Source organism: Shewanella sp. SG41-3 (assembly GCF_014164545.1).
Classification (GTDB): domain Bacteria; phylum Pseudomonadota; class Gammaproteobacteria; order Enterobacterales; family Shewanellaceae; genus Shewanella; species Shewanella vesiculosa.
In genome coordinates this window covers 358,934-378,027 of the sequence record NZ_JACJFJ010000004.1, presented here as the reverse complement: position 1 = coordinate 378,027, position 19,094 = coordinate 358,934, and the positions used below count along the sequence as shown (strand labels likewise).

Annotated in this window: 17 protein-coding genes; 7 read left to right on the top strand and 10 right to left on the bottom strand. The window is 41.6% G+C overall.

Annotation, left to right across the window (positions count from 1 at the left end; translation table 11 throughout):
• Nucleotides 1-114: 114 nt before the first annotated feature.
• The 7 genes from recG to H5164_RS10000 all read right to left on the bottom strand — a co-directional run bounded on the left by recG (nt 115) and on the right by H5164_RS10000 (nt 8,346).
• Nucleotides 115-2,190 carry an ATP-dependent DNA helicase RecG gene (gene recG, locus H5164_RS10030; RefSeq protein WP_182723088.1) on the bottom strand — a complete coding sequence of 692 codons (2,076 nt, stop codon included), beginning with the start codon at nt 2,188-2,190 and terminating at the stop codon, nt 115-117.
• Between the two features lie 140 nt (nt 2,191-2,330).
• Nucleotides 2,331-2,939 carry a response regulator transcription factor gene (locus tag H5164_RS10025; protein WP_182697743.1) on the bottom strand — a complete coding sequence of 203 codons (609 nt, stop codon included), beginning with the start codon at nt 2,937-2,939 and terminating at the stop codon, nt 2,331-2,333.
• Complete coding sequence (locus H5164_RS10020) at nt 2,936-4,030, bottom strand: sensor histidine kinase (protein WP_182755897.1); 1,095 nt, start codon at nt 4,028-4,030, stop codon at nt 2,936-2,938. The genes H5164_RS10025 and H5164_RS10020 overlap by 4 nt, the downstream gene beginning before the upstream one ends.
• A gap of 77 nt (nt 4,031-4,107) precedes the next feature.
• Nucleotides 4,108-4,788: a tetratricopeptide repeat protein gene (locus tag H5164_RS10015; RefSeq protein WP_182697745.1), complete on the bottom strand. Its 681-nt coding sequence runs from the start codon at nt 4,786-4,788 to the stop codon at nt 4,108-4,110.
• A gap of 220 nt (nt 4,789-5,008) precedes the next feature.
• Nucleotides 5,009-5,938, bottom strand: a complete 930-nt coding sequence (locus tag H5164_RS10010) for a calcium/sodium antiporter (RefSeq protein WP_182755895.1) — start codon at nt 5,936-5,938, stop codon at nt 5,009-5,011.
• Nucleotides 5,939-6,076: 138 nt separating this feature from the next.
• Nucleotides 6,077-7,732: an AMP-binding protein gene (locus H5164_RS10005; protein WP_182697747.1), complete on the bottom strand. Its 1,656-nt coding sequence runs from the start codon at nt 7,730-7,732 to the stop codon at nt 6,077-6,079.
• Nucleotides 7,733-7,962: 230 nt separating this feature from the next.
• Nucleotides 7,963-8,346, bottom strand: coding sequence for a RidA family protein (locus H5164_RS10000; protein WP_182697748.1), 384 nt, complete (start codon nt 8,344-8,346; stop codon nt 7,963-7,965).
• Nucleotides 8,347-8,603: 257 nt separating this feature from the next.
• On the opposite strand from H5164_RS10000, the gene H5164_RS09995 reads away from it, so the two are divergent.
• Genes H5164_RS09995 through H5164_RS09980 form a run of 4 tightly spaced genes read left to right on the top strand, consistent with a single transcriptional unit; the run spans nt 8,604 to nt 12,329 of the window.
• A complete protein-coding gene (locus tag H5164_RS09995; protein ID WP_182755893.1) occupies nt 8,604-9,836 on the top strand; it encodes a hypothetical protein in 1,233 nt (410 codons plus the stop codon).
• On the top strand, nt 9,833-10,678 hold the full coding sequence (locus H5164_RS09990) for a hypothetical protein (protein ID WP_182755891.1): 846 nt from the start codon (nt 9,833-9,835) through the stop codon (nt 10,676-10,678). The genes H5164_RS09995 and H5164_RS09990 overlap by 4 nt, the downstream gene beginning before the upstream one ends.
• Nucleotides 10,678-11,523: a hypothetical protein gene (locus H5164_RS09985; RefSeq protein WP_182755889.1), complete on the top strand. Its 846-nt coding sequence runs from the start codon at nt 10,678-10,680 to the stop codon at nt 11,521-11,523. Before H5164_RS09990 ends, H5164_RS09985 begins: the two co-directional genes overlap by 1 nt.
• Complete coding sequence (locus H5164_RS09980; RefSeq protein WP_182755887.1) at nt 11,523-12,329, top strand: hypothetical protein; 807 nt, start codon at nt 11,523-11,525, stop codon at nt 12,327-12,329. The genes H5164_RS09985 and H5164_RS09980 overlap by 1 nt, the downstream gene beginning before the upstream one ends.
• Before the next feature lie 53 nt (nt 12,330-12,382).
• Here the strand turns inward: H5164_RS09980 and spoT are convergent, their stop codons facing one another.
• Genes spoT through gmk form a run of 3 tightly spaced genes read right to left on the bottom strand, consistent with a single transcriptional unit; the run spans nt 12,383 to nt 15,467 of the window.
• Nucleotides 12,383-14,491 carry a bifunctional GTP diphosphokinase/guanosine-3',5'-bis pyrophosphate 3'-pyrophosphohydrolase gene (gene spoT / locus H5164_RS09975; RefSeq protein ID WP_124017483.1) on the bottom strand — a complete coding sequence of 703 codons (2,109 nt, stop codon included), beginning with the start codon at nt 14,489-14,491 and terminating at the stop codon, nt 12,383-12,385.
• A 13-nt stretch (nt 14,492-14,504) separates the two neighbouring features.
• Complete coding sequence (gene rpoZ / locus H5164_RS09970) at nt 14,505-14,783, bottom strand: DNA-directed RNA polymerase subunit omega (protein WP_011635854.1); 279 nt, start codon at nt 14,781-14,783, stop codon at nt 14,505-14,507.
• 60 nt (nt 14,784-14,843) lie between these two features.
• Nucleotides 14,844-15,467, bottom strand: a complete 624-nt coding sequence (gene gmk / locus H5164_RS09965; RefSeq protein ID WP_182723094.1) for a guanylate kinase — start codon at nt 15,465-15,467, stop codon at nt 14,844-14,846.
• 344 nt (nt 15,468-15,811) lie between these two features.
• On the opposite strand from gmk, the gene H5164_RS09960 reads away from it, so the two are divergent.
• The 3 genes from H5164_RS09960 to yjjG all read left to right on the top strand — a co-directional run bounded on the left by H5164_RS09960 (nt 15,812) and on the right by yjjG (nt 19,086).
• A complete protein-coding gene (locus H5164_RS09960; RefSeq protein ID WP_182755885.1) occupies nt 15,812-17,098 on the top strand; it encodes a DUF805 domain-containing protein in 1,287 nt (428 codons plus the stop codon).
• 77 nt (nt 17,099-17,175) lie between these two features.
• Nucleotides 17,176-18,246: a phosphotransferase enzyme family protein gene (locus H5164_RS09955; RefSeq protein WP_182755883.1), complete on the top strand. Its 1,071-nt coding sequence runs from the start codon at nt 17,176-17,178 to the stop codon at nt 18,244-18,246.
• Between the two features lie 132 nt (nt 18,247-18,378).
• Complete coding sequence (gene yjjG / locus H5164_RS09950; RefSeq protein ID WP_182697755.1) at nt 18,379-19,086, top strand: pyrimidine 5'-nucleotidase; 708 nt, start codon at nt 18,379-18,381, stop codon at nt 19,084-19,086.
• The last annotated feature ends 8 nt before the right edge of the window (nt 19,087-19,094 follow it).

Here is a 19,094-nt window from a genome sequence, read left to right as displayed (position 1 = left end):
GGTGATCCCCACTAGCTGACTAGATAACAAACACAATTTATGTACCATTTTGCAATATTCGGCCCACTTGTCTAGTGATAACTGATGATAATGAACAATATATTATGATCTATATTACGCTTGGACATATTGTTGTCTATCACCGATCCAGCGATGAATGATAGCATCTACGTTTTGTGGCACTTGCTGGTAAACATGAGATGCTAATTTTTGAGTTGGTGCAATTAAGTGTTGATCACGAATCAGATCAGCAATTTTAAGATCTGCCAAACCGGTTTGTTTGGTGCCAAGCACTTCGCCTGGACCTCTAATTTCTAAGTCTTTTTGAGCAATAACAAAACCATCATTACTGTCTCTGAGTACGCCTAAACGTTTGGTGGCCGTTTGTGATAACGGGGCTTTGTAAAGTAATACACAATGGCTAGCTACAGCCCCACGGCCGACTCGACCTCTTAATTGGTGTAACTGCGCTAGGCCTAAGCGTTCAGGGTTTTCGATAATCATTAAACTGGCATTAGGCACATCAACGCCAACTTCTATGACGGTAGTGGCGACGAGTAAGTTCAATTCACCCGCTTTAAATTGCGCCATGATATGTTGTTTTTCAGCGCTTTTCATTCTTCCATGGATCAAGCCTATTTTCAGTTCTGGTAACGCTATGGCGAGTTCTGTGGCGGTGTCTTCAGCCGCTTGGCATTCAAGTACTTCAGACTCTTCAATTAAGGTACAGACCCAATAAGCTTGGCGATTATCGTTTAATGCTGCTTGTTTTACACGTTCAATCACTTGCTCTCGGCGACTGTCGGCAAGGGCTACTGTGGTTACGGGAGTTCGTCCTGGAGGCAGTTCATCAATGGTCGAGGTATCAAGATCGGCATAAGCGGTCATGGCTAAGGTACGCGGAATTGGCGTAGCAGTCATTATAAGCTGGTGTGGATGGAAGCCTTGGCTGACACCTTTTTCTCGTAAGTCTAGGCGTTGATGCACACCAAAACGATGCTGCTCATCAATAATAATCAGCGCCAGTTTATTAAACACCACCGCTTGTTGAAATATCGCATGAGTTCCAATAACCATTTGTGCAGCGCCAGAAGCGATATCTTCAAGTGATTGAACCCTAGCTTTGCCTTTTAATTTACCCGCCAGCCAGCCGACTTTTAGCCCAAGTGGTTCAAACCATGCTGCAAAGTTGCTGGCATGTTGTTCGGCGAGTAATTCAGTCGGTGCCATCATGGCCACTTGGTAACCGTTTTCAATTGCCTGTAATGCCGCCAGTGCCGCCACCAAGGTTTTACCTGAACCCACGTCGCCTTGAACTAAACGCATCATCGGCGTTGGATGTTGAATATCTTGGCTGATTTCGGCGACAACCCGCTGTTGAGCTCCAGTGGGTTTAAAAGGCAGTTGCGCTAGAAAAGGCGTTAGTAACTGACCTGTCGCTGGCATTGGCACCGCGGCATCTTGGTTACTGCGTTGGCGTAGTTGCAACATGCTCAGATTATGTGCCAGCAGTTCTTCTTGGATTAATCTTTGTTGGGCAGGATGTTGACCTTGTTCTAATTCAAAAGGTGATACTGAGCTATGGGGGCGATGTAAAATATGCAATGCATCACGCAGGCTAATATTGTTTGGCTGTAATGCACTGGGCAGCAACTCAGGTAATCCACCTTGATCCAACATCGCCAAGGCTTGTTGTGTTAATTTGATCCAACTGGCTTGCTTTACCCCTTCAGTCGTCGGGTAAATCGGCGTTAGGGTGTCGCTTAATGTGACAGATTCACCAGGATGAATAATTTGATATTCGGGGTGAACAATTTCTTTATGATGATTGCCACGGCGTATTTCACCGTAAGCCCGAATGCTGGCGCCATTTTCCATGGCATTACGTTGCGCCATAGAGAAATTAAAAAATCGCAGGCTCATCATTCCGCTGTGGTCACGGACATTACACACTAACATGCGCCGCCGACCTTGCATGATTTGAGTCGACTGAATTTCTGCTTCTATGGTGCCATAACTGCCAGGAGGTAATGCGGCAATAGCATGGATTTGCGTACGGTCTTCATAACGCAGCGGTAAATGAAACAGCACATCTTGTACTGTTTTAATACCTAACTTAGCCAGTTTTTCCGCAACCTTTTTAGCAACGCCTTTAAGGTCGGTGATCGGAACAAGATCCAGTCGTAGCAAATTGTGCTCACCTAAATTGATTACCAAAGATGTAAAAATTATAGTGATTTCAAGCTATCAATCTCAAATCACTGTAATTATATACAGATGTTTAAGGTATCTTAGCAGACTTTGCATACAAGGCAATATTAAGCCACTAATTACAACCAACCCTTTTGCTTGGCAATTCTGGCGGCATCAATTCGGTTACTGGCATTGAGTTTATTAATGGCTTCTGACAAATAGTTTCGTACTGTACCTTCTGCAATAAACAACTGACTGGCAATATCGCTGGTTGATAAGCCTTCGCTTGCTAGGCGCAATGCGCGCCTTTCTTTGTCGTTGAGAGGATCTATTTCACCAATAGCGGTGAAAGCCAATTCTGGATCGATGACTCGTTTACCCGCCATGACTTGTTTAATCGCGTTAATTAAGTCAGCAGAAGGTGCATCTTTTAATAAAAAGCCCCCGACACCGTATTCTAATGCTCGTTTGATATAACCCGCTCGGCCAAAGGTGGTCAGAATAATCACTTTGGTCTGACTGCGTTGCTGTTGCAACCATAGGCTCAGTTCTAAACCTGATTTCCCAGGCATTTCAATGTCGGTAAGTAGCAGGTCAAACGAATCGGTTTTAAGTTGTTGCATCGCTTTATCGCCATCTTCGACTTCGACAATCTCTATTGCATTTAAGCTATCACATCCTAATGTGAGTAACGCGGCGAGGGCGCCTCTTACCATGGCTTGATCTTCGGCTAATAGAATTTTCATCTAACGGACTCACTTAGTGGCAATTGGATACTCACTTTATAATGGGGAATTAATTGATAGTCGATGGTGCCATGTAGCAAGGTTACTCGCTCTTGAATACCGGTTAATCCGTTGCCTTTAGTGATGGTTTTAACCGGTACATTCTCGATAAAGTTGAGTTTGAGGCAATTTAGGCTTTGTTCAATACGCAGGGTGCAATGTGTTGCGTGGCTGTGTTTTATGGTGTTATTAATCAACTCAGTTAACAGCAAGCTGATTTGCGATTCCATGAGTTCACTGAGTTTAGGGAATGTGCCTTCTATGCTGACAGCAATAGCGTTATCTCTTAACGTATTGGCTAAGGTGTTTAAGGTATGCGTCAAGCCTTGATGTTTATAGCCCGATACCGTGTGGCGAATTTGGCTTAAACAGTCTCGAGTTATCACACTCACTTGATGAATTTGCTGCTGCGCTAAATCGATTTTACCTGAGGCAATGAGTTTGTCTGCCAGTTCAGCTTTTAAGGCGATGGCGGCTAAGTGGTGCCCCATCACATCATGTAAATCGCGGCCAATACGTTCGCGTTCTAATGCGGTAGCTAAATTGGCGACTTCATCTTTTGATTGTTGTTGCTGGCGTTTGATGCGTTGGCGGTTTTGTTCAATTATCCCAAACACTCCCACCCCTAAGCAAATTCCCATACCATAAAAAGTAAAAAAGTAGCCTGTGTAATCCATGCTAATATCGATCACTAAAAGCAAAATACTCAGTCCGATAAAACTCAATATGGCAGTACGAAGTGAGTAGAAAAAACCAATAAAGAAACAGCAAAAACTGAACAGTGATATGGCGCCACTGCTAACAAATGATGAGGCTATTGCTGTGACAAACATTAACCCAATAGGTTTGAGGGCTCGCTCTTTGCTACAGTTATAAGCCCAGAAATAACCGATAATAAATGGCACTAATAATAAGATAGCGATCGTAATGTTTAACCATTGACCGTGCATGAAATACAATGGAATAAAGTAAAAACCTAAGTTTATGAGGTAAACCCAAGCGGTTTTTTGCTCATAACTCTTTTCGTTGGGTATTGTTAAACCGAGTGTCATAGTGCCTCCTAGCGCAGTTAATCATAGAGTAACTGCGCGCTAACTCAAACCTATGCGAGTAATAATAAACTGGTCGATTACTGCTTTACTGTTTGTTGGTTTAACAGATATCTTGCCCAACCATACTGAGGGTCAACTTCAATGGCGGTTTGCCAATCTTGTAAAGCACCCTTTAAGTCGCCTTGTTCTTGTTTAGCGAGTCCGCGCCAAGTATAGGCTTCTGCATGTCCCCAACAGATTTCATTACAAGGCTGCTCAAATTGACTAATTGCTTGGGTTGCTAATGTTTGCGACTTGTCGAGTCCGCCACCAAATACGCTAGGGGTATAAAATGCATTAATTGCTCGCACTAAACTGACGCGCGGATTGTTAGGTTCCAGATCGTTTGCTTGTTGAAGTAATTGTGCCGTTTTCATTCCTAATACAGCACCTTTGCTATTATCAAACGAGATTTGCATTCCGTATACCGCAGCAAGTAGCGCTTGTGGGTCTGCAGATGGGTCTTGGTCTAAAAGAGATTCTAGTGTTTGCTGAGCATCGTTTAATGAATCTGTAGCGAGTTGACGTTGACCCATTATGTTGGCAGTAATGGCTAGACGATAATCAGCATAGGCTTTTTCATAATCAATAGCCTGTTCACTGTATTGGCTGAGTTCATTGATGTTCATGGTATTGGCAGCAGCATCAATATCGCTAATATTAGCAAAGCTAGCTTGGCTGACTAAGGTTAAGCTGGTGATCAGTAGTAAGGTTTTCATGGTTATCTCCATTTACGTTTCCCCCAATCAAGATGTTGTTGGGATAGGTGTAGTATGGCGATAGGCTTGGGTTATTCTTAGACACAAAGGTCATCAATTGAAGATGACAAATGTCATGTATTGTCAGGATCTCGTATTAAATATGAGTATAGGCTTACAAAGTGTTATGAAAAGACCGAATGAATATTCGGCCTTTAGTATGAGTAATATTGTCGATAACTTAAACCACTTGCATCACTAAATAACTGGTGTAGCCAAGGTAACCAGCTAATAACACTCCACCTTCACGACGACCAATACGTAAACCGCTCCAAGCAAACGGCAATACCATAAACGCAAAAATCAGCATGGCGATAAAATCAACTTCGTTAAATCCGGCAGCGGATACTGGGTGAATTAATGCTGTTGCGCCTAAAATACCGAGTACGTTGAAAATATTAGAGCCAACAACGTTACCGATGGCAATGTCACTTTGACCTTTAAGAGCCGCCATCACCGAGGTAACGAGTTCTGGCATACTGGTGCCAATAGCCACAATAGTTAAGCCAATGATGACTTCACTAATGCCAAACTGCTTGGCTAAATCAACAGCACCATCAACAAATAATATGCCACCACCGACTAACATTGCGATTCCAGCAAAAATTAATGCGATTGATAATCCTGGGTGTTGTGGATTGGTATTAACATCAACGTCTTCTGGATTATTTTTGGCGCTGACATAACTAAAGACTAAATAACTAACAAGTGCACCAAATAAGATGGCTCCGTCGATAAAGCTGACTTCACCATCAAGCAGCAAAAACCACATTAGTACTGACGCGCAAATCATAATAGGAATATCGCGCTTAACCATTTGAGATTGCACGGTAATAGGGCGAATAAGGGCGGTGATGGCTAAAATTAAACCGACATTAACAATGTTAGAACCGACAACATTACCTAAAGCAATCCCAGGATTACCAGCTAATGCCGATTTTACACTCACCGCTAATTCAGGGGCGCTAGTACCAAATGCCACAATGGTTAAGCCTATAATGAGCGGCGCAATACCTAAACGCAGCGCTACAGCACTGGCTCCGCGCACAAGAGCTTCTGCGCCAAAGGTTAAAATGATAAAACCGCCGATAATATATAACGCAATGAACATGAGTCTCTGCCTAATTAATGGGTATGCAACGCTATGTAAACTCTGCATAGTTGATGGCGCGTATATTGACAGAATATGTCAAAAAAATACACGCATATTGCGTGTATTTTTTGAGGCGAAATAATCGATAGTGGATGACTACAATTCGTCTTCCCAACGTACTTTTGCACCGCGCACACCGTCTACTTTGGCACTGAATGTTTTTTCCAGTACGTGACGTTTAATTTTTAACGTTGGAGTTAATACATCGTTCTCAATGGTCCAGTCATCATTGACGATTATAATGGCATCAACGTGCTCATGTGACTCAAGATGCGGGTTAATGCTGTCGAGCGTCTCTTTCAATGATGTTCTTACTTCCTCACGAGGCTGCAATTTAGAGCCTTCTGAAAGCTGCACTAATGCGACTGGGTGCGGTAAGCCAGAACCAATAACACAAATTAACTCTATATGTGAATCTTGAGCCAATTTACGTTCAATAGGGACAGGTGCGACATATTTACCTTTTGAGGTTTTAAAGTTGTCTTTAACTCGACCAGTAATATCGATATAACCGTCTGCATCAATTTCGCATAAATCGCCAGTATGGAAAAAACCATCTTCGGTAAATGCGGCAGCGGTGGCTTCGTCTTGTAAGTAATAGCCGCTCATCAAGCCAGGACTTTTAACTAACAACTCACCTTGTTCAGTTTGACGCACCAAGCATCCTTCAACTGGACGGCCGACAGTGCCAATTTTCTTGGCATTAAATGGATGGTTGATTATAGAGTAAGCACAGTTTTCAGTCATCCCCCATGCTTCACAAATATCAATGCCGATATCGTTGTACCATTGAAGCAATGATGGTGGTATTGGCGCCGAGCCTGAGCCGTTTAAGCGTGATTGATCCAGCCCTAAACCTTTTTTAATCTTACGCTTAACAATACTGCTAATAATGGGCAGTTTAAGTAAGGTTTTAAGTTTTTTCTCACCAATTTTGTTGATGATATTGAGTTGGAATACCGTCCATAAACGCGGTACGGAGAAAAATATCGTTGGACGACAACGCTGAATGTCATCAACAAATGAGTCGAGACCTTCAACAAAAGAAACCGTTGCCCCAGAATAGAATGATGAACCTTCAATAGCTACGCGTTCGGTAATGTGTGCTAATGGTAAATAAGATAATAGTCGGTCAGTCGTGTTTGCTTGTAAATCACGGATCACGGCTTCACACGCCCAGCCATAACTGGTAAAGGTTTGGATCGCGCCTTTAGGTTTGCCGGTTGAGCCTGAGGTATAAATGAGCGTCATGACTTGATCTGCAGTGGGTAACTGCTCGTCAACCAGAGGTTGCCCCAGCTTCAATAGCTGTTCCCAATGATATTGGGCAGGCATGGTGTCATATGGCATGGCTAAACGGAGAATTTCACCGCCCACGGCAGCTTCTTGTTCAGCCCAATGATCAAGCTTGCCAGTAAAGATGGCTTTTGCACCACTGTGCTCAAGTATATAACGAATCGTTTCGGCATTAGCAGTTGGATAAACAGGCACACTAATATAACCACCGTACATTAATGCTAAATCGACAATAAACCACTCGGCACAGTTCTTAGACAGTACAGCAACTTTATCACCGCGCTCTAGACCTAAATGGCGCAGTGAACCTGCAAGTTGTTGCACTTTTTGTTGAACTTCACGCCAGGTGAAATCTACATATTTACCGTCAATCGGCTGGCGAAGGTAAACTTTGTCGCCTTGCGTATCTACCCAATGAGACAACATCTCAACAGGAGTTTTAATTAAATTTTCCATCGACGCTTCCATGTTCTTTATTGTTATTGTGGGTCTCTATAAATTTAGTATGGCCATTTTTGTGCGCTGGCGCAAACAATTGCACAGTATGTGTGCAAGGTAACACAACAAACACGTTAGCAGAATTTACTGAAGAAACAATAGGTGTTGAGTAAATACTCTACAGTGTAAAACCCACAGATAATAAAAAAGGCACCCTAGGTGCCTTTAAAAAAATTGTACGGTTGTCGCTAAATTTCCATGATTCCGTCCATTTCAACCAATGACCCTTTTGGTAACTCTTTGACGCCAATCGCGGCACGAGCTGGATAAGGTTGTTGGAAGTAACGACTCATAATTTCGTTTACCGTGGCAAAATGAGATAAATCGGTTAAGAAGATATTCAGCTTAACGATGTCACTCATTTTTCCGCCAGCAGCTTCACATACCGCGGTTAAATTTTCGAACACTTGTACAACTTGTTCTGCAAAATCATCGCTCACCATGGTCATGGTTTTTGGGTCTAACGGAATCTGACCTGAAAGATAAACGGTACTGCCGACTTTAACTGCTTGTGAATAAGTACCAATAGCTTGGGGAGCTTTGTCGGTTGCGATGATAATTTTTTCAGCCATGTTGAATTCTCTTTATTTAATTGTGTTGGTTGGTAAAAATCAATAGTCAATGTATCGGCTTAGCGCTATTTGAGCAAGCCTCCTTAAACAGTTTCAATGCTACGAATAACGTCTGACCTAAATGGGTATATATGAGCTTATTATTAACTCATTATCATCAAGTATTACTTACCATAATAAAACCAGTTATTTGTAGCTATATATAAAATCGACAATCCATTTTATGATATATAATTTATATATCAGGGATGACTAGCATGACATGGAAAAACAGCGGCGCAAATAAAAGTGCACTACAACCGAGTTCACCTCATAGTTTAATGGGCTTAGACCATCAAACAGCATTAGAGCATGGACTTCGATTACCGGTTGACTTTAATTACCAAAAAGTTGAATTTGCCTATCAAGCATTTGTTATGCTGCAAAGCCTTAATGATTATGACCAACAGCAGGTGATTAAAGAAATTCAATTTATCAGCCTGCACCCAACAGCAGCCTCGTCAGTTAAACAAAGCCGTAATCCCTTTAGGCATATGCGCCGCTCTGATATTCCATTTCGTAATTATCATTACTTTATTGATTATAAAATTGCCGCTAATAGCCAAGTACATATAACCGATATATTATTTGATCAGCAGTTACATGGTAAGAAAGATCGTCATACAGATGAGCGCACTATGTTGTATCAAGTTGAAAGAATTGGTATTGGCGCAAAATACGATGGTGTAAAAACCAAAGATGAAATCGATAAATTGCAAAATGAATGGGGTGGTGCAGAGCCTAGAACACAAGTGAATACAGGACATGCAGCGGTTAATGGTATGCTAAATGAATTAACCAAGGCGCAGTGGTTGATGGGCACCCATTTAGACACAGCCTATCAAAGTGATAGTATAAAAGCCTATACCTTGTTTCATAACCCCAGTGATAAGACGGTGCGTGATGTGTATGAATGTGCCTTTGACAAAGGTCAAAGTAATACTTCGCACAATGCTCAGCACTTGGCTGCTGTATTGAAACAAAATCAACAATTGGGTAAAAAAGTCAAATGGGTCGCCCACAGCCAAGGGGCAATTATTTTCTTATCGGCATTACGCTATTATCGAGTTCATTATCAAGGCTTATTAACTAGTCAAGAATTAGCTATTCATGGAAGTGGTGCTAATGTGGCAGAGATACAACAAGCCGCTAAACTGGTAGGGTTAAAAACCCATGAACCAAGAAATAACCCATTTGATATCGTACCAAATATATTCGGCAAAAATGACCTATCAGCCAGTAGTTTTGCCCGTTCAATTAAATTTTTCCCCTCGATAATGTTTAGCTCTGCGGGGGCAAGTCCACATACACTGCCTTTTTTGGGAGTAAAAACCTATTATGCCCAATTATCGACGTTAGGTTCAAAAGTTCGCGCTAAAGAAGTTAAAAAATATATTCAGAAAGCTGAGCAATTAATGCAAGAAGCACAAAAAATAAAAAAAACATTATGAATAAATTACTAAAAACATTGTGGCAAGGCTTTGTTGGCGGAGCTGACTTTACTCAGCTAGTCACTGAGCGGTTTATTTTAGAAGATAAACTGTTAAAAATAACTATGCCAGTCAGCAATATTGCCACGGTAGAGCCCCCAAAAGAAGTAAATTATCCTTATAGAAGCGACTACTGGTTTAGTCATAAACAAGAAACTCACACCCACGAAACCTATGTACATATTTATACTGAGTTGTGGATGTATTTACCTATTATTGGCATTGTACCCAGCAGTGAATACGGCATGCTCAGCAGTGTGTTTAGAATAAAAAAAACCCCTGATGGTATTAATGCGCTCGATAACCAGGCGCTTGGTTCATGGCTTAATCAAGAATATGATGAATATTATAATCACCCTGAAGTTGGTGATAAAATGCAGGGGCGAAATACTTATTTAAGAGCGAAAATGAGTAAACATACGACATTATCCGATGAGGTAATGGCTGAGCAACTGGAAGCTTGTATCAGTGGTAGTGGTTACCCGTCTATTCCTGATGCTAGAACGGTACGAATAAATGGTACTGAATGGGTGTTTTATCAATTAGTAAATCCTCGTTCACGCAGTCGGACAGATATGTATTGTTTAGGTTTAGATGAAGGCCATTATTTAGTGGTGCGTTTTAGTCATCGTGTTGATCGCTCTGATAAGCATAAAAAGTGGCGCAAGGCTGCTGATAAAACTCAACAACGAGTGATGGAGATGGTGTCATTAACTGATTATGTTGCAGATGAGCCACAATCGCGACTATCCAATGATACTTCGTCAGCTCTGCAAACTTCATCTAGGCAAGATACGGCATAATGGGTTTGTTGAAGAGCTTGTGGCAAGGCTTTGTTGGTGGTGCTGATTTTACTCAGATCGTCACTGAGCGGTTTGTTTTAGAAGACAAACTACTCAAAGTCGCTATTCCTATTAGTAATGTTGTTGCTCGAAAGCCGACTAAAGAAGTCAATTACCCTTATAAAAATAACCATTGGTTTCACACTAATCAAGAAACTCATACTCATGAAACTTATGTGCATATCTATACTCGAGTTTGGATGTATTTACCGATTATCGGTATTTTTCCTAGCAGTGAATATGGCATGTTAGGTTGTGTATTTCGGATTAAGAAAACTCCTGAGGGAGTGAATGCGCTTGATAATCTGGCATTAGGTCAATGGCTTAATCAAGAATATGATGAATATTATAATCACCCTGAACCAGGAGATAAATCTAAAGGAAGGAATACTGCTTTAATTGCTGAAATGCAACAAAGACACGGTGATCTAACTACTTCTCATATGGCTTCACAGTTGCAAGCTTATATAAATGGTAGTGGTTACCCTGAAATTCCTGCTCCCACTACAGTCAGCTTTAATAATATTCAATGGGTATTTTATCAACTAGTGAAACCGAACTCACGCAGTCGGACAGATATGTATTGTTTAGGTTTAGATGAAGGTCATTATTTAGTGGTGCGTTTTAGTCATTGTGTTGACCGATCTGATAAGCACAAAAAATGGCGCAAGGCGGCCAATCAAACCCAACAACGGGTGATGGAGATGGTGTCATTAACTGATTATGTTGCAGATGAGCCACAATCGCGACTATCCAATGATACTTCGTCAGCTCTGCAAACTTCATCTAGGCAAGAAACGGCGTAATGGGTTTATTGAAGAGCTTGTGGCAAGGCTTTGTTGGTGGTGCTGATTTTACTCAGCTCGTCACTGAGCGGTTTATTTTAGAAGACAAACTGTTAAAAATAACTATTCCTATCAGTAATATAGTTGCTCGACAGTTACCCAAAGAGGTTAATTATCCTTATAGAAATAGGCATTGGTTTAATACGAAGCAAAAAACTCACACCCATGAAACTTATGTGCATATCTATACTCGAGTTTGGATGTATTTACCCATTATCGGCATTTTCCCCAGCAGTGAATACGGCATGCTCAGCAGCGTGTTTAGAATAAAGAAGACCCCTGATGGTGTTAATGCGCTCGATAATCAGGCGCTTGGTACATGGCTCAATCAAGAATATGATGAATATTATAATCACCCTGAGCCTGGTGAGAAAGCTCGAGGTAGCAACACTAGAATAAGGCAAGAAATGAGTAAACATACCACTCTTTCAGATGAGGTAATGGCTATTCAATTAGAAGCTGCTATAAACAACGGCGGTTACACCAAAATTCCAGATGCTACTACGGTACAAGTAAATGGTACCGAATGGGTGTTTTATCAATTAGTAAATCCTCGTTCACGCAGTCGGACAGATATGTATTGTTTAGGTTTAGATGAAGGCCATTATTTAGTGGTACGTTTTAACCACCAGGTTGATCGCTCTGATAAGCATAAAAAGTGGCGCAAGGCGGCCAATCAAACCCAGCAACGGGTGATGGAGATGGTGTCGTTAACTGATTATATTGAGGAAGAACAAAGAGTATTTTCCGCAACTATAACTGAGTAATAGCTTAAAATATGAATATTCATGAGAGGTTAACTAAACCACTCATGAAATCATTAGCGGTTACGCGAAGTGCGTAAGACTTCAGGTAAAACACGGATCCTGCGCATAACGTTTGCAAGATGAACGCGATCTTTAACTGAAATACGTAAATTAATCAGATATACACGGCCATCACGTTCTTCTGTGCTGAGGTTGTGAATGTTAGAACCAGCAGAAGCAATGATCGAAGTGATTTTTGCCAACGCACCTTGGTGGTTTACAATTTCAACGCGTAAGTTAGCTTGGTATTCAACCCCTTCTACGTTGTCCCAGTGCACTGAAATGTACTTATCAGGCTCGCCTTGATAGCCGCGAATATTGGCACAGCTTTCCATGTGCACTACCAGACCTTTGCCTGGGCTCACATGAGCAATGACCGCATCGCCAGGGATTGGGCGGCAGCAATTGGCGTAAGTGACCAACATACCTTCGGCACCGCGAATTGGCATTTGTGGTCGTTCTTTATTGCTGTCTTGAGAATCAAACTGCTCACCAACCAAGCGCTGGGCAATCACAATACTCATGGCATTACCTAAGCCAATATCTGCTAGCAGCGAGTCTAATGATGTGTGTTTGGTTTCTTTGATCACTTTCTCAAGTAATTCAGCGGGAATAGTTTCCAGCTTGGTATCACCCAAGGCATGGTTTAATAAACGTTTGCCTAATGCGATAGCATTATCGCCTTTAAGACTCTTTAATACCTGACGGATTTTACCTCGGGCTTTACCCGTTACCACAAAATTTAGCCATGCAGCATTAGGGCGGGCACCTTTGGCGGTAATAATCTCAACGGTTTGCCCTGAAATTAACGGTTGGCTCAGCGGGTATGCTTGACGATTAACACGTGCGCCAACACAGGTATTGCCCACATCAGTATGCACTTCGTAGGCAAAATCGACCGCCGTGGCATTGACTGGTAATTCTAAGATACGACCTTCTGGAGTAAATACGTAGATTTCTTCAGGGAATAATTCAGTTTTAACGTTTTCAACAAATTCAAATGAGCTGCTAGCACTTTGCTGTAATTCCAGCAAACTTTGCATCCATTTATGAGCGCGAACTTGAGAAGTGCTTTGTTGAGCCGCATCGGTATTGTTTTTGTACATCCAATGCGCAGCGACACCTTTGTCGGCCATTTGATCCATTTCTTCGGTACGAATTTGTACTTCAACAGGCACCGCATGGGGGCCAAATAACGAGGTGTGCAGTGATTGGTAACCGTTGGCTTTTGGAATGGCGATATAATCTTTAAAACGTCCAGGGCGCGGCTTGTATAATCCGTGCATAGCACCTAATACGCGATAGCAGGTATCAATAGAGTCGACGATAACACGGAACGCATATATATCCATAACCTCTTGAAATTGAAGTTCTTTACTGCGCATCTTTCGATAGATTGAATAGAGGTTTTTCTCACGGCCTTTGACTTTAGTGGGAATTCCAGCTTCTTCAAGGCGTGTTTCAATAGCCACTTCAATACTGTTAATCAGTTCTTTACGATTACCACGAGCTGCTTTTACGACATCGCGGATCACTCTGTGTCGCATAGGGTAATAGGCTTGAAAACCGAGATCTTCAAGTTCGATTTTAATATTATGAATACCTAATCGATTAGCAATTGGAGCATATATTTCTAACGTTTCGCGAGCAATACGACGACGCTTATCAGGGCGAAGAGCGCCTAATGTGCGCATATTGTGGGTGCGGTCGGCCAATTTGATGAGGATAACTCGAATATCTTGAGTCATTGCCATCATCATTTTACGGAAGTTTTCTGCTTGGGCTTCTTTTCTGTCACGAAACTTGATTTTATCAAGCTTGGAAACACCTTCAACCAGTTCGGCAACATCAGCACCAAATAACTCAGTGAGTTCTTCTTTGGTTACCGGTGTATCTTCAATGGTGTCATGAAGCAAGGCAGCCATAAGCGACTCATGATCGAGGCGCATGTCTGCCAAGATGCGGCTAACCGCAACGGGATGGGTGATATAAGGCTCGCCACTTGTGCGCATTTGCCCTTCGTGGGCATCACGCGCAACCAAATAGGCCTGCTTGAGTAATTCTACTTGATCCGGCTCTAGATAGCTGGATGCTGACTCTTTTAGACCTTCAAACAGATACAAGTGGCGCTACTCCTTATAAAACGCGGCCTTCTGCTATGGCTGCTACAGCGGCAATTTCAGCTGCTTCACGTTCACGAACAGTTTGGCGCTCATCAGCATCTAAAGTGTTAGAGGTGACTAAACCTAATTCGATTTCACGTAATGCGACAACCGTTGGTTTATCATTCATCTCATCAACCATAGGTTCTTTACCTTGGACGGCGATTTGGCGTGCACGACGCGCTGCAACCAGGATCATATCAAAACGGTTGCCGATTTTGTTTACGGCGTCTTCTACAGTTACGCGAGCCATGTGTTGAAACTCCAGTGTTATCTATGGGGAAAAATGACGCAAAATTGTACACTATGACAATTAGTCTGCCAAGAGATCAATAAGCATATCATTGTGGGTATGCTGCTGACTAGCACAGGTTAGTCTTTGGCTGCGAATAATGGCGTTTAAATCGGTTAGGGCGTCATCAAAATCATTATTTACAATCACAAATTCATATTGTGCGTAATGTGACATTTCAGAAACCGCTTGTGCCATGCGTGAATCAATCACTTGTTGGCTGTCTTGGCCTCGACCAGTTAAACGACGCTCTAGTTCAGTTTTCGATGGCGGTAAAATAAATACCCCAATCGCATATGGCATTAGTTTTTTAACTTGTTCACCACCTTGCCAGTCGATATCTAGAAAGACGTCGATACCATTAGCCAAAGTGTGTTCAATGACGGTTTTGGAGGTGCCATAAAAATTGCCAAAGACTTCAGCCCATTCAATAAAGGCGTTTTGGTCAATTAATGCTTTAAATTGCTCAACAGTGACAAAATGATAATGTTGGCCATCGACTTCGCCAGGGCGAGGTTTACGGGTCGTGTGTGACACTGAAACCTGTTTATCAGTTGGTGTATCTTTTAATAGTGCTGATATAAGTGATGATTTACCTGCGCCACTGGGGGCTGACACAATAAAAAGATTTCCACGAGTGCTCATAAATAGGGTTTCTCATCCGATTATTCATTAAGAAAGCTTAATATTATACTCGTTAACTGTAAGGTTATGCTAGCGCAATCATAGCGATTGCTACTGTTCCTTGTTGTGATAAATGGGCGACAAGCGACAGACAGGTTAATGAATAAAAAAGTTATGTAAAACCTAGGTTGGGTCTGGCTTTATAAGATAAATTCTGTAGGCTTTGCGCTATTGATAGTGGTTGTCAGTTTTGATGGTGAAAACAATCTAATCACCTTGCCATCACTGTGTATAATTACCGATAAATTCTGTTATGTACCTAGCTGTTTTTTTTTGATTTTTTCGTAAATGAATAGGAATGATTGATGTCTGTAAAAACCCTACTGTGCCGAGATGGTCGTGACACAGGCTTAAGGTTAATGGCAATTATATTCGCTGCATTTTTGTTGTTAACAGTTGGGGCTATCGTATTTCCGACGAGTGTAATTAATGTGATTGTGACGCTAGCGGTTATGCCTATTGTTGGTTTGGCTGCACTTCGTCGCTTAAATGATGCCAATAAATCGATTAAGTTAGCGATGATTTGTGTCATACCTGTATTGGCTTTTGGCATATTGACTTACTTTATGGCGCCTTTGGGCGCGTCAGCTGGCGTATTTTTATTCGGCTTAGCCTGTGGTGGCTATTTGGCATTTTTACCGCCTAGAAATATCATTAATTATGTACAAGGATATAATGGACCAAATATGGCGCCAGTATCCAATATAGGTTCGGTTTATCACAGACAAGAGCCAGTTATGAAAGGGCAGGCTATGCCTGTTCAGGCAACGCCAGAGAGTACATTTTCAGCCGTAGAATCAACTGATAATGAAGTGAACTTTAGTACATCATCTGAGCCATATTCTGGCGAAACCCAGAGCAATCAGACTATTGATGATGTTTTACCTCAGGCTGGTATTGAGCAAGATAACACGGCCCTCGATGCTGATGCTGCAATAGATGAGCAATACACTAGCTCATTTTCCACAGCGTCAGTGCGTAATAATCAACCGCTTTATGTCGATCAAGATGCATTACAATCTGGGTCGATTACCGAGCTAGCAAAATCTTGGCTTAATGTGGCCAAATTACACCAGCAAAAGCTTATTTTAATTGGTAAAATTACTGCGCTTATCTTGGCTATCTGTTTAGTCGTGTATTTGGTCTTTGCATTGGTCAATGTTTTTTCTAGCGACGAAACCGAACAAGCCGCACACCTTGATGACATAAGTCATCAACAACAAGCTGGCACTCGAGAGATGGTAAAACTACCAGACGGATTTTGGCTGGCGTTAGAGGGTGAAATCTTGATTGTGCGCTGGTTAGGAGATAACGGCGCTGCGCAAAATATGTGGCGTTTAGCGACAGCAACGGGTGATAAAACCTGCGCTAATCTTGAGTTTAATGACGGTAGTCGCTATCGACCTATCACCGTTGATTTACTTAATGATGGTGCCAGTGAGGCTAGATTTACACCATTAGACAAAGATGCCATTGTCAATGATGTCGCGCTCAGAGGCAGCTTTAAGTTGTGTGGCTATGAATTTAACTTAAAGGGCAGTCAAGCAACCTTGATGCAAAACCCTCAATTTGAAATGATACTGAGTCAGTAATGATTACAGAGAGAAACCGGACCAAAGTGATGTATTGGTTACCTTAGGTTTTGGTGATATTAGTGTTGGAGTGTTGATTGGTTAATTTTATCCGTAGCAATGTGTTACCTCAGTTTGGTTTTAGTACCGAGCACAGCTCCATTCATCCACTGGGTAATGGCCATATAAATCAGACTTTTTTGGTGCGAGATCAAGCTAAAACGATGGTGTTGCAGCGGATTAATACTCAAATATTTACTGATCCTAGGGTTATTATTCAAAATGCCGCTAACATTAGTCAGCATTTATTGGCTAAGCGGCAACAGCAACAATATCCCTTGCAAGTGGTGAGTCCAATCGCTACCGTTTCTGGCGCGCTTTACGTAGATTTAGCTGAGCAAGGATTTTGGCGGGCAATAGATTATTTGCCCCATAGCGATACAATTGAAGTAGTTGATACGCCCGAGCAAGCTAAGCTAGCGGCCGAGGCGTTTGGGCATTTTGCTGCGGCACTGAGTAACTTAACCCCCACTGATATTATCGATGTGATCCCCAATTTTTTAAATTTACCTCAACGTATGGCTCAATTGCATAGTGCCGAGATTAACGATAGTCATGAGCGATTAGCGCAGTGTAAAAAATGGGTCGATTTTTGTTTGGCTCAAACTGATTTAGTGACAACATTGTTGCAATATGAAACCGATTTACCGATCAGGGTTTGCCATAATGATACTAAAATCAATAATATGTTGTTTGATAGTCGAGACATGTCTAGTTTAGCTATTATTGATTTAGATACCTGTATGACAGGATATTTAATGTATGACTTTGGCGATATGGTTCGTGCATTTTGCTCACCGGAGGCGGAAGATTCGACTAATTTAGCCAATGTTTACGCGCGTCCTGAAATAATTATTGCCGCTGCCAACTCTTATATTGCTTCTCTTGTTGGTATTATTACTCCGCTTGAAAAGCGTAGTTTGTGGCTAGGAACCAAAGTGATGCCATTAATGCTTGGTGTTCGTTTTTTAACTGATTATTTAAATGGTGACGTTTATTTTGGGATTAAATATGAAAACCATAATATTGATCGTGCCATCAATCAGTTAACCATTTATCAAAGTCTACTGCAGCAAGAAACTAGGTTAATGTCTTTATTTAGCGCTTAGCCAGTATCGTAAAAATCATCTCGTTATATTGCCCATTGCTAGCCAATACTAATAGTAGACCAAAGCTCTGCTCGATAACTTTTATTATTTAAACTTAGTTAGGTTAGCGTTTTTAAAATAAGGATTTAATTGATGTCAAATATGCTCAATAAGTATAAATGGATTTTATTTGATGCAGATGAAACACTATTTCATTTCGATGCATTTGCTGGATTAAAATTAATGTTTTCGCGCTTTGATATTGATTTTAGTGCAGAAGATTTTTCTGTTTATCAGCAGGTTAATAAACCGTTATGGGTCGAGTATCAGAACGGTTTAATCAGCGCTGCACATTTGCAACACACTCGATTTACTCATTGGGCTGCTAAATTATCCGTAACACCACAGCATTTAAATAGTCAGTTTTTAAGTGCTATGGCTGATATTTGTCTCCCTTTACCGGGAGCTCGTGAATTAGTTGATTCATTGTCGGGTAAGGTCAATTTAGGCATTATTACTAATGGTTTTACCGAATTACAAAATATCCGTTTAAGTCGTACCGGTTTCCAAGATGCATTTAATCCAGTGGTGATTTCTGAACAACTGGGTAAAGCAAAACCTGATGTAGCTATTTTTCAGCATGCGTTTAGCTTAATGGGAGAGCCGCAGAAGCACCAAGTGCTGATGGTCGGTGATAACCTACACTCAGATATTTTAGGGGGGATCAATGCGGGTATCGACACATGTTGGTTAAATCATCATGACCAACCTATAAGCGATAATATTGTTCCCAGTTATCAGGTACGAAATTTAACTGAGCTACATCAACTATTGATACCGAACACATCAGTGGCAGGTTAGCTACATTG